Origin of the sequence: Xenorhabdus sp. Sc-CR9, assembly GCF_963897815.1 — a bacterium.
In the GTDB taxonomy this organism is placed as follows: domain Bacteria; phylum Pseudomonadota; class Gammaproteobacteria; order Enterobacterales; family Enterobacteriaceae; genus Xenorhabdus.
Map to the genome: position 1 here is coordinate 15,562 of NZ_CAWQTY010000188.1, position 11,777 is coordinate 27,338.

Sequence of the window (11,777 nt, forward strand, 5' to 3'; positions counted from 1 at the left end):
GAATTTGTTGGAATAAATGACCATTAGCGCTAAAATTGAACAACTTGAGCAAGAATTGCTGGCAGTTGTAAGGAAATATTCAGGGAATGAAGAAGTGACCGTCATGACCACTAACAGTTCAGAAAATAATTTACAGATTCAGGTTATTATTGCTGGTAAAAACCGGTTAGATATTACTCTGAATTCGTTTTCTGATTAAGCAAAATTTCTCTGTTATTACAAAATAACCAACTATTATCCATTACCCATTTTTGGGTAATGGATAATTATCAGTTAATAATTGTTTTAAAGAAGAATGTCGATTTATTTTTTAATAATCACCCACTAAAAAATGAATAGATTTTTATAGGGTATTCCATTCGCATTCCAAACTGTAGATTTATTCTCTATACTCATTTCCCCAGCCACATAGTTCACTATATGACTGGAGATTAATTCACTTCTTGTCACTCTATAACTCGAAATTCACTGAGTATTAAAACAAAATTAATTACCGAACAATTAATACTGAAGTATTGGCATATCCCACAATACCTGACGCATTTGAACCCAATAGATGCGTTGTAATATCCGGCCGACGTGACCCAACAATAATTAGATCAGCACCAATTTCACGGGCAGTAGACAGCACTTTATCTCGCGGAGAACCAAAGGCAACAGAGAACGATATCCTATCTTTAGGTAAATCGACTTTTTCTACGACTTTTTTAAGTTCTTCTTCAGAATTTGCAATTGCTTTTTTAGCAAAAGAACTCAATAAATCATAATGATAACTATAACTCACAGAAAATCTTGATATATCTGGCACTGAGTGAAACAGGTGAATCTTTGCATTAGATATTTTTGCCAAGTATTCTGCATGTTTAATTGCATTATCAGTTAATTGATCTTCTGCAATATCAATCGGAACTAAAATCGTGTTATACATATACATTCCCCTGTAATCGGATATAACTGTAGTTATTGAACCCAACCAATAAAGCCGTCACTAAAAATCTATATAACCATTAATCCACTATTCCTGATAACAATTATTACCGAACTACTAATACAGACGTTTTTGCGTATCTGACAACCCCAGAGGAGTTAGAACCCAGTAAGTGTGTAGTGATATTAGGCCGTCTTGAACCAAGGACGATTAAATCAGCATCAATTTCACTTGCCGTAGCAGTGATTTCATCTCTTGGTGAGCCAAATGCAATCGAATAAGAAATACAATCAATCGGTAAGTCAATGGAATCCACCAGCACTTTCAAGTCTTTCTCCGCCTTGATAGTCGCCTTGTCTTTAATTTCCATATAGCCTAATGCATAAGCATTGATAATCGCTGACGAAATAGGCAAGACATGTAAAAAATGTAATTTGGCCCCTGTCTCTCTGGCGATTTTAAGCGCGCAGCCAACAGCCTTGTTAGTTAGATCTTCTTCTGAAATATCTACTGGTACTAAAATAGTTTTGTACATATGCACGCTCCTATTACCTGAAATACCGAGTTATCCTGATTTCTTTAGTATATTGAAATTCAGACAACTTACTGTGAGTTATTTAACACCTAAACATGTTAGCTCCTATGTCCTTCATTTTTCAAGTTACCGATTTATTGACCACAGGCTTAAATCAACGTCCTTGCCACAACCTTGCAACCAATAGGTATGTTAAACTTCATAGCGAAGGGTTCATTTTACAAACTCATAAATAGCCCTGCTATCGTTGCACTCATAAGGTTGGATAAAGTTGCTGCCAATAATGCCCTGAAGCCAAGCCGTGCAATGTCTGACGTTCTTTCAGGAACAACAGTGATGAATGCTCCTACCACAACAGCGATGGAGCCAAAATTGGCAAAACCACAAAGGGCAAATGAGATAACAGCAATGGTTTTGCTATCCAAACTCACAGCAGAATCGTTTAAATAGGGAGAAAAATTCACATAAGCGACAAATTCATTGATTGCCAGTTTTTGCCCAATCAAACTTCCGGCCAAATCAGCGTGCTCCCACTCCACCCCCATGATATAAGCCAAAGGTGAAAAAAGATAACCGAACAGGCTTTCCAAACTAATCCCTTTAAAACCAAATATACTGCCAACGCCACCAATCAGACCGTTGATTAAGGCAATCAACGCAACAAAAGTCATGACTACGGTTGCTACACCAACAGCGATTTTCAGCCCTAACATAGCACCGTTCGCGGTTGCTTCAATAACGCTGGCAGGGCGTTTTTCGCTAAATGAGATTTGACCAAATTGAACTTGTGAAGCCTCCGTCGCAGGGCTAAGCAAACGAGCAAATAAAATACCACCTGGGATTGCCATCAATGATGCTGCTAAAAGATATTCTATCGGCACTCCCAAACCTGCATACCCAACCAACATAGACCCCGCAATGGAGGCCATTCCGCTGCACATGACAGTAAAAAGCTCATTACGATTCATTTGATTGATAAAAGGTTTTAAAACCGCAGGAAGCTCATTTTGCCCTAAAAATATGGTTGTTACCGCGGCAAAGGACTCGACTTTGCTAATTTTCATTGATTTCTGAAACAAATATCCCAAGATATTAATGATCCATTTCATAATTCCAAGATAATAAAGCATCGATATTAAAGAGGTAATGAAAATAATGGCCGGCAACACTTGGAATGCAAAAATAAATCCAGCACCATCAAATAACTCATTCATCTTCGTACTAACCAAACCACCGAAAATAAATGAACTTCCTGCTGAGCTATAAGAAATTATACTATTAACTCCACTGGCGATACTATTAATCAGCCATTTTCCCGCAGGAATATACAGCATAATTGCGCCAAGGCTCACCTGAAGCAATAACGCCGCACCTATAGTCCGTAAACTGATTCTTTTTTTGTTGACAGAGAATAGATACCCAATCAAAAGCAGTATTACTACACCTAGTAAGCTGCGTAAAATATCCATAATCATATTCCTGTTATTTTTTAGCCAGCCACAAAATGTCAAGGATTACCTTAGTTCTCTTTCTGGCTGGCATTTATTCTATACCCGTTTACTCCAATTATGTCGCTTGGTTAAATAAGCCATGTTATCACCACGCCACAATTTGAAATTCATTGGGTGTTTTATCATTTTGGATAAAAATAGATTGGATAAAGCTTATTTATTTTTATTTATTCCTTGATAAGCAATGGCGATTTGTGCCGCCAATTTTGCATTATTGAAAACCAGTTCAATATTCGCCTGTAAACTTTCACCTCCCGTCAATTCTGCAACCCTTGCCAACAGAAATGGCGTACTTTCTTTACCATAAATCCCCTGTTCCTCAGCCTCGCCAATTGCCTGTTCAATGGCATCATTGATTTGATCTTCCGGCATGGCAAATGATTCAGGAATGGGATTGGCGATAACAAGACCTCCTTTTAATCCCGAATGCCATTTTACTTCCATGGCTTGGGCTATTTGTTGAGGTTCGTCAAGTCTTATACTTACCGGGAATTGGCTGGAACGACAGAAAAATGCAGGTAGTTTCTCTGTCTGATAACCCACAAGAGGTACTCCATGAGTTTCCAGATATTCTATTGTCAATCCCAAATCAAGAATGGATTTAGCCCCAGCACACACAACCGCAACGTTAGTCATAGCTAATTCTTGTAAATCGGCTGAGATATCAAAAGTCTGTTCAGCACCACGATGAACGCCACCAATACCTCCCGTCGCAAAGACAGAGATACCAGCCATTTCTGCAATAATCATAGTTGAGGCAACTGTCGTTGCGCCATGTTTTCCTGCTGCAACAACAAAAGGTAAATCACGGCGACTAACCTTTGTCACCAGATGCCTTTCTTTCGCCAATAGCTCAATTTCACCATGAGATAACCCAACTTTCATTCGCCCTTCAATGATGGCAATAGTCGCTGGTACCGCACCATTATCCCGAATACATTGTTCAACTTCCAAAGCCATTTCCCTATTTTGCGGATAAGGCATCCCGTGGGAAATAATAGTCGATTCCAACGCAACAACAGGACGATTATCTGCCAATGCATCTATTACTTCTGGAGAAATATCTAAATATTCATTTAACACAATATTTTTATTCATCATTTCAATTCCAACAGTTGTTTCACTCTACTACAGGATAAATTCGGATAATTAGTAAATTCTGAGGATAAAGTGAGCGCAGAGCAGCCTTGTGCAAAACGAATACTCTCTGCCCATGTCATGCCTTCCAACCAGCAATGAGCAAGACCCGCCATCATTGCATCACCGGCTCCACTGGCATTAACCACATTGACGGGAATAGCGGGCGAACATCCCACATAACCACCTATCTCACTGTAATACACCCCATCTGTGCCCATACTTAAGGCCAGCCTTTGCACACCTTGTTGATGGAACCAAGATGCTGTATCAGATGCATCTGATAATGTTGTGATTTTTATTCCGCTGAGTATTTCAGCTTCAAGACGATTGGGTTTCAGGGTATGAATATGAGATAACCAATGGCGAATTTTAGTTGCTTTAAATGTTGATACTGTATCTACAAAGACCGGAATATTTCCTGCATGGCTGAATAACCACTCTAATGCATCTTCCGTCAAATTACAGTCAACAATCAATACACCTGCATTCTGAATTAGCATTTTAGATTGATACAATAAAGCAGGCGTGAGTTTTTCTAATATACCCATATCATTAACCGCTACCCGCATTTCACCTCTTTCATCAATTAATGAATTATAAGTAGATGTATTTTCATCAGGAATTTTATGAAGATAATCGGTATAAACACCTGCTAATTTCGTTTGTTCCAATAACGTTCTTCCATAAAAATCATCACCAATAACAGAAATCAGATAGCTTTCATTCCCTAATAAAGCGATATTATGTGCTATATTTCTAGCTACTCCTCCCGCAGTAGATTTATTCTTTCCTGGATTAGAATCTTCATAAATTACTTCAGAAAACACATAGCTGACAATATCCATATTAGCAGCACCTACTGTGACAGCATATCTATTTTCTGAAAGAATATAGCCTTTTCCCTTTATATACCCCTTCTTACTCATATTCATAATATGTCCTGCGACACATGAACGGCTAATTCCAAGAATATCGGCCATTTCCTGCTGCTGAATGAAAGGATCTCGCCGGATAAGCTGCAATATCTGTTTTTCCCGATTTGCCATGTCATGTCCTTACTGATGTTTTGAACATGAGAGATTTCTATTTCATCAACATCCGACAGTAAAGTTAATTTATATTGTTTATTGTCATAGTGAGAAAGAGATCGTAAGCCATATGAAAAAATCCTCACAAGTCAATATTGTGATAAATATAACTATTTATATATTAAAAATTTGCAATATGTCAGAGTTTTATATGTTTTAACTGAAGTCGTAATATCTTTATGTGAGAATAATCACAATAAAAACAATAAGATTTGTAAAATAAAAAAACAAACCAACATTTGTTTGTTTTTATCAAAATGTTTACTTTATGAACAAACAGCAATTTGCTTGTTACATCAAAAAGTGATTTATTTCACAATTCAAACTTGGCAGGGAAATTGGCGGAAAATGTTACTGTTTTGACTCAAACGACATCGAAAATACCATCATTTTACTTAAATTAACCCGTAGATACCCAATGACTTTCAAGAAATCTGCACAAAAAGTAAGGAAATGATCTGCAATTTTGGAACGCTGTTTAATAAAAAAGGTGCTGATATTCCAGCACCCAATATGGCTAACAAAATAAACAATATCCGAAATTCGATTTACTCTTTTTTATCCAGAGGAAAAGGTACTGGATGTTTCGTGTTGTAGTTAAACGTATACATAGCCGTGATTATCATCATCACAACCAGCGTCCATACCACCTCTTTCGCCCCTGTACCCAGAACAGCCCAGATACAATACATAAAGGCAATGAAAATGATGGCAGTATATCGTCCCTTTTCTTGCCCAAGGTGACCATGTCCGATGAGCAACAAGGCTGCACAGGTATACAAATAAGGTATCAAGGTAAAAATAACCGAAACCGAAGAAACTAACCCAAACTCCTTGGCTGCATTTGGAGACATACTGCTGAGTTGGAAAATTGTCATCAGGACACCAAGGATCAACAAGCCAGCAACCGGCGTTCCCGCTTTATTAACTTTGGCAAAAATCGCAGGAAACAGCCCATCATCTGCGGCAGCTTTAGCTGTCTGCCCGGCCAATAATGTCCAGCCACCAAGTGAGCCTAAACATCCGGCCGCGGCACAAAAGGCGACTATTGCACCGGCAGTATCTCCCAGAGCCAATCTGGCCGCATCGCCAAAAGGGGATGATGAGATTTTCAACGCTGCGTTAGGGATCATCCCCATAATCACGCTACTGGACAGGACGTAACAGACAGCAGCGATAAGTACACCGCCGATAGTAGCAATCGGTACATTGCGTTTAGGGTCCTTAACCACTCCGGCAGCCACCGAAGCACTTTCAACACCGATAAAAGACCATAATGTAACGTTCAGAATACTTTGGATTGCACCAAAGGTGTTCAATCCACTTACATTCCAAGCATCCATGTATGTTTTGCCATTAAACCAGAACCATCCTAATACCGCTGTCGCTACAATTGGGATCAAGGCCAATGTGGTCGCCACAGCCTGAACGCGAGTAATAACATGTGGCCCAATGATGTTCAAAAAAACAAATATCCACAGTATTGCTATACATGTGATGGTCAGGACAATCGGATCTTTTAGGATTGGGAAAAAATAACTAAGATAACCAACCCCGATCACGACCATCGCGATATTACCGATCCAGCACGCCAGCCAATACAGTACGTTGGTCTGGTACCCCAAAAAAGGCCCGAAGGCCCGTCGTGCATAGGCATAAGAACCACCCGGACTATCATCCAGTGAAGATATCTTGGCATACACTATCGATAGCCCGACAGCACCAATGATAGTTACCAGCCAGCCGAGAATGGCAATACCTCCTGTTGCAGCCAAACTGGCGGGCAGCAAAAAAACGCCTGATCCCATGATGTTACCCGCAACCATCAGTGTAACGGGGATCAATCCGACTTTTTTCGCCTCTGAAACTGTAGCCATAATTTATCTTCCCGTTCTCACTTTTTTACACACAAAACGTGATAAATACCGTTGATGATCTCCGTCCCTTCCGTTTCATGTTCAAAACCAGGGAATTCGTGATCCCATTTTTGTAATGCGTGTAAATAGCCAGTCTGTGGACAGGTTTTATCGCCAAATTTTTCCCCTGACATTAGCATTGGAATTCCGGGTGGGTATGGAATGATGGAGTTTGCTGCGATGCGATGAGTCAGATCATCAATTGCCACCATTTCCACCTTATCAGCCACAATTGCCTGATAAGCCGCTCGTGGTGTCATCACCATTTCAGGCAAGCTGGCATAAGCCCGATTCAGTTTTTCGCCCGGGTTATTCTGCCGCAAATAATCGAACATCTTGTCGCCTAAATCTTTCAAGCCTAATTGATTGTAAATATCAGGATACTGTTCCACTAAATTCGGCAATATCTTACTCAAAGGTGTATTCGCATCATAATTGTGTTTAAAAGAAAGCAAGGTGTTGAGTAATGTTCCCCACTTTCCTTTGGTAATACCCATTGAAAACAGGAACATGATTTGGAAGTCGGTTGTACGGGTAGGTACGATTCCGTGCTGGCCCAGCCATGCCGTTACTAATGCGGCCGGTACGCCCTGTTTCAGCAATTTGCCATTCTTGCCCATGCCCGGAGCCAAGATGCTGACTTTAATCGGATCGAGCATACTCCAGTTATCAGGCAAGTCTTCAAATCCATGCCAGCTGTCCCCTGGGTGCATTACCCAGCAACTTTGCTCTTTCGCCAGTAAATCCCTGGAAGCATCTTCAAAAGCAACTTTCTTGCCAGTAGCCGGATCGATCACTTGCTCCTGATTCCACGGTTTAAAGAACCATCCTCCTTCTTCGCTGAATTCCCTGTTCAAACGTGCCAATGCCTGACGAAAATCTATCGCTTCTTCAATAACTTCCTGCGTCAGAGAATAACCACTATTACCCTCCATCATTGAAACTGCGATATCGTTTGAGGCACAAATCGCATAGAGGGGAGATGTTGTTGTATGCATCATGTAGGCTTGATTGAATCTTGCAAAATCAACAGGATTACGTCCATCACGAATATGGATGAAAGAGGCTTGCGATAACGCATTCAGTAATTTGTGAGATGAATGAGTGGCAAAAATTGTCGGCCCAGAATGGTCTTTAGGCTCTCCACGCATTGCGTAATGATCATGATAAATCGGGTTAAAACGTGCATAACCATACCATGCTTCATCAAAATGTATCCGATCAACACTTTTATCCAGCAATTCCTGAACTTGTTTGGCGTTATAACAGACACCATCGTAAGTACAGTTTGTCACTACGCTATAAACAGGTTTGTGATTAGCTACCTTCTGAGTCAGTGGATTCTGCTTCAACTTTTTCTGTAGTGTTTTTGTCTGCATTTCTTGCGGATAAATAGGGCCGATAATGCCATATCGGTTACGGCTTGGCAGCATATAGACAGGCTTTGCCCCTGTAAGGATTAAGCCTTGTTCAATGGATTTATGGCAATTGCGGTCAATGACAACAACATCATCTTCGGTCATGCAAGCCTGCATAATCGTACGGTTAGAACCCGACGTTCCGACTACTACCGAATAAGAATGATCAGCACCAAATACTCTGGCTGCATACCTTTCACTTTCACCAAATGCACCGGAATGGTCTAACAGCGATCCCAATGAGGCACGCTCAATACCCATATCGGTGCGGAAGAGGTTTTCCCCATAATAATCATGATAAAAGCGCCCAGCCGGTGTTTTATTAAACCCCACCCCACCCTGATGCCCGGGGGCAGCCCAAGAGTATTCATAGGTTCGGCTGTATTTCATCAAGGCAGACATTAAAGGAGGTAATAATTGTTGGCGATAACGTTTCATGGCTGCAATGGCACGACCGGCAATAAAATCGGCTGAATCTTCCAATATCCATGCAAACTCAGTCAACTGTTCCAGTAAATCATGATTCAGCAGAAACACCGTTTTCTCTCTATCGCTTAATAAGAAAACCGGGACATTTTCCTGACGCTCAAATAACTTATTCAATAATCGCTGTATACTCAGATATAAATCATCATCCATAAGTGCGCAACTGACCATAACGCAATCAAATGGCTCATTGGCTGAAATTATCGTATAGCTATCATCCAGTGAATCCGCAATAACAACATCAACATCTTTCTCAGTTAATTTATCTGCCAACCTTTGAACCGCATTTTCGATAATGTGACTGTGGTATCGTGTACCTATTTCATTTTTTGCTATCAATACTTTCATGACACTCTTCCTTACGCTATTTCTACTTGAATTGACAGGAAAATTAAGAGTTACTTGGCAATGGTATAAGATTTTTAGTGCAAATACCGATAATACAATTCCAATTTAAAATTATTTGTTAGAATATAATTTTTAAAATTAAAATCACATCAATCAATATAGTGTCTATTTTAGATAGTGCAATTCAGATAAACCCCTGGAGTTCAACCCCACTGAACAGAACAAATGTAATAGATATTGAAATAACAGGAAAAAACATTAACAACAATTACTTTTATAACATATAGTTACTAATTTTTTAGTTATTTTTCGTTGAATTAATTTGTTTTTTGTATAGTAAAAATTTTATATGATGAGTTGCCCGCCTTTTGGTTTACTTTAGAGTAAAACTATTTCTCAGGGATACATAATGCGCATAATTGCCATACGACATGCTGAAGCTCAATGGAATCTTGATGGCGTTACTTTGCAAATCCTAATATGTGAATTCAAGGAACTTAAAAGGCGGAACTACGCGAGGAAACAAGAAGATATGCTCACCAATTCAATGTATCAGCTTATCTGTTAATTCTTATAGATAAGCTGATACATTTACAACAAAATCAAATCAATCCATGTACCAAAATAATACCGATGCAAGCCGGGCCAATATATCTCCATATAAGCAATAAACATTTGCGTTTTAATCGTGACATATTATCAGGCATTAATGAAATAGCTTTACTTGACCAACCAAAAATCAAACAAATTATAATTCCAAACAACGGCATCAGAACATTTGATGTAATGAAATCTAATATATCAAAAATATTCTTCCCGCCTATCGATAAAAAGCTTAACACCCCAAAGGATAAAGAGACAGGAATCCCCATTAACATAATAGATAATGTAACAATTAAGCCAGCTTTACGCCGAGACCAATGAAATCGAGACTGTACATAAGCAACAATATGCTCAAGCAATGAAATCGATGAAGTCAATGCGGCCATCAGTAATAATGTAAAAAAAGTAATTGCCCAAATAGTACCTCCGGGCAAATGAGCAAAGTAAATGGGCATCGTCATGAATGTTAAACCCGGACCTGCATTAGGTTCTAATCCCGCAGAAGTTAAAGCAGGAAAAATCATCAGACCGGCTAATATACATACAAGACATGATAATATCACTACCCAAACACTAGAGCGTCCAATCCCTTTATTACTTGGTAAATAGGCACTATAAGTAACATGTATTCCCAGACCGATAGACAAGGAAAAAAATGCCAGCCCTAATGCGTCTAAAATTCCTTTACCTGTCAGACTAGCAAAGTCAGGATATAAAAACATTTTCAATCCTGCAGATGAACCAGGTAAACGAATCCCGATAATTATTAAAACTACCATGATTACAATAAGGAGTGGCATCATTATTTTCCCTGCTTTTTCAAGGCCTTTTTGCACTCCAGCCAAAACTACAATGCAAGTTAAACTTGCAAAGACTAAATGTGCAATTATCGGCCACCAGGGATTACTGATGAAGTTATTAAAAATAATAGTCAGCTGATTACTGTCCGTTATATTCAGTTTTCCAACTGCTGCCATCGAGACATAACCAATCGTCCATCCACCAACTACACTATAAAAACTGTAAATACACCATGAACTGAAAATTCCGATAAAACCAATAAATCCCCAATTCTTACCTAATAACTTCTTAAACGCATTTACAGCACTTTCACCGGTACTACTTCCCAGTAAATTTTCAGCCATCAACACTGCTAATCCAATGATGAAACTGAACAATAAAAAGACTAAAAGGAATGCACCACCGCCATTTGTTGCAGTAACATAAGAGAATTTCCATATAGCCCCAATACCAACAGCTGAACCTGCTGCCGCTAATACGTGACCAAAACGAGAAGTCCATTGTTGACTCACACTAACCTCCTTATCGCTAAGGCGTTAACATGTGTATTCGGGCGCACAGAGCAACCAATTTCTTGACTGAGGATATAAGATAATAGAATGCTGGATATAATAAAAAATGTCACAAGGAACTCCGGTTAAAAAACAGTTCCACCAGCAAGATAGATAAGCCACCTAACTGGTGGCTTCATAAGAAAAACAGATAAACGCAGCCACCTATTCGGATAGGGATAGTAGGCTTAGTAGAAGATTTACAATTGCGTTCATAGCTCTACTCTAGATGTTCATCATTTAATCGTAACTTTCAATGGCGTTAATCAAATCGATGAACGCTTAACAAGCTGCCATTGTATACCATAGAAAATAGTGATTTTAAATAGGGACTGTTGATGTTTTAAGGTCATAATTCAATCAACCCACATTGGCAACCAGACAATGATAAACGCCAGTGCCACCATGCTGGCATAATTCCGTTCAAGTTTATCGTATCTTGTTGCTATTGC

Annotated in this window: 9 protein-coding genes and 1 pseudogene; 1 reads left to right on the forward strand and 9 read right to left on the reverse strand. The window is 39.3% G+C overall.

Annotation, left to right across the window (positions count from 1 at the left end; translation table 11 throughout):
- Nucleotides 1-16 precede the first annotated feature (16 nt).
- Nucleotides 17-199: a hypothetical protein gene (locus AACQ81_RS13060; RefSeq protein WP_237387606.1), complete on the forward strand. Its 183-nt coding sequence runs from the start codon at nt 17-19 to the stop codon at nt 197-199.
- Nucleotides 200-490: 291 nt separating this feature from the next.
- On the opposite strand, the gene AACQ81_RS13065 is transcribed toward AACQ81_RS13060, so the two are convergent.
- The 9 genes and pseudogenes from AACQ81_RS13065 to AACQ81_RS13105 form a co-directional block, all read right to left on the reverse strand.
- Nucleotides 491-928, reverse strand: coding sequence for a universal stress protein (locus tag AACQ81_RS13065; protein ID WP_237387607.1), 438 nt, complete (start codon nt 926-928; stop codon nt 491-493).
- A 106-nt stretch (nt 929-1,034) separates the two neighbouring features.
- Entirely contained in the window at nt 1,035-1,463 is a 429-nt protein-coding gene (locus AACQ81_RS13070; RefSeq protein WP_237387608.1) for a universal stress protein, read from the reverse strand.
- 218 nt (nt 1,464-1,681) lie between these two features.
- The gene (locus AACQ81_RS13075; protein ID WP_237387609.1) at nt 1,682-2,932 is read right to left on the reverse strand and encodes a NupC/NupG family nucleoside CNT transporter; all 1,251 of its coding nucleotides are present in this window, start codon (nt 2,930-2,932) and stop codon (nt 1,682-1,684) included.
- A gap of 195 nt (nt 2,933-3,127) precedes the next feature.
- The gene (locus AACQ81_RS13080) at nt 3,128-4,072 is read right to left on the reverse strand and encodes a pseudouridine-5'-phosphate glycosidase (protein WP_237387614.1); all 945 of its coding nucleotides are present in this window, start codon (nt 4,070-4,072) and stop codon (nt 3,128-3,130) included.
- Nucleotides 4,072-5,160: a PfkB family carbohydrate kinase gene (locus AACQ81_RS13085; protein ID WP_237387610.1), complete on the reverse strand. Its 1,089-nt coding sequence runs from the start codon at nt 5,158-5,160 to the stop codon at nt 4,072-4,074. The genes AACQ81_RS13080 and AACQ81_RS13085 overlap by 1 nt, the downstream gene beginning before the upstream one ends.
- 590 nt (nt 5,161-5,750) lie before the next feature.
- Nucleotides 5,751-7,079 (reverse strand): arginine/agmatine antiporter, encoded by a 1,329-nt coding sequence (gene adiC / locus AACQ81_RS13090; protein WP_237387611.1) that lies wholly within the window; start codon nt 7,077-7,079, stop codon nt 5,751-5,753.
- A 17-nt stretch (nt 7,080-7,096) separates the two neighbouring features.
- On the reverse strand, nt 7,097-9,370 hold the full coding sequence (adiA, locus tag AACQ81_RS13095; RefSeq protein WP_237387612.1) for an arginine decarboxylase: 2,274 nt from the start codon (nt 9,368-9,370) through the stop codon (nt 7,097-7,099).
- 602 nt (nt 9,371-9,972) lie between these two features.
- Nucleotides 9,973-11,286 carry a sodium-dependent transporter gene (locus tag AACQ81_RS13100; protein ID WP_237387613.1) on the reverse strand — a complete coding sequence of 438 codons (1,314 nt, stop codon included), beginning with the start codon at nt 11,284-11,286 and terminating at the stop codon, nt 9,973-9,975.
- Between the two features lie 395 nt (nt 11,287-11,681).
- Nucleotides 11,682-11,777, reverse strand: a pseudogene (locus AACQ81_RS13105) (IS5/IS1182 family transposase); the annotation flags it as partial.

What these genes read in the sequence shown, in the direction of transcription:
- adiA (WP_237387612.1), bottom strand. Translation starts at nt 9,370, where the DNA reads ATGAAAGTATTGATAGCAAAAAATGAAATAGGTACACGATACCACAGT.
- AACQ81_RS13085 (WP_237387610.1), bottom strand. Translation starts at nt 5,160, where the DNA reads ATGGCAAATCGGGAAAAACAGATATTGCAGCTTATCCGGCGAGATCCT.
- AACQ81_RS13080 (WP_237387614.1), bottom strand. Translation starts at nt 4,072, where the DNA reads ATGAATAAAAATATTGTGTTAAATGAATATTTAGATATTTCTCCAGAA.
- AACQ81_RS13075 (WP_237387609.1), bottom strand. Translation starts at nt 2,932, where the DNA reads ATGGATATTTTACGCAGCTTACTAGGTGTAGTAATACTGCTTTTGATT.
- AACQ81_RS13070 (WP_237387608.1), bottom strand. Translation starts at nt 1,463, where the DNA reads ATGTACAAAACTATTTTAGTACCAGTAGATATTTCAGAAGAAGATCTA.
- AACQ81_RS13060 (WP_237387606.1), top strand. Translation starts at nt 17, where the DNA reads ATGACCATTAGCGCTAAAATTGAACAACTTGAGCAAGAATTGCTGGCA.
- adiC (WP_237387611.1), bottom strand. Translation starts at nt 7,079, where the DNA reads ATGGCTACAGTTTCAGAGGCGAAAAAAGTCGGATTGATCCCCGTTACA.
- AACQ81_RS13065 (WP_237387607.1), bottom strand. Translation starts at nt 928, where the DNA reads ATGTATAACACGATTTTAGTTCCGATTGATATTGCAGAAGATCAATTA.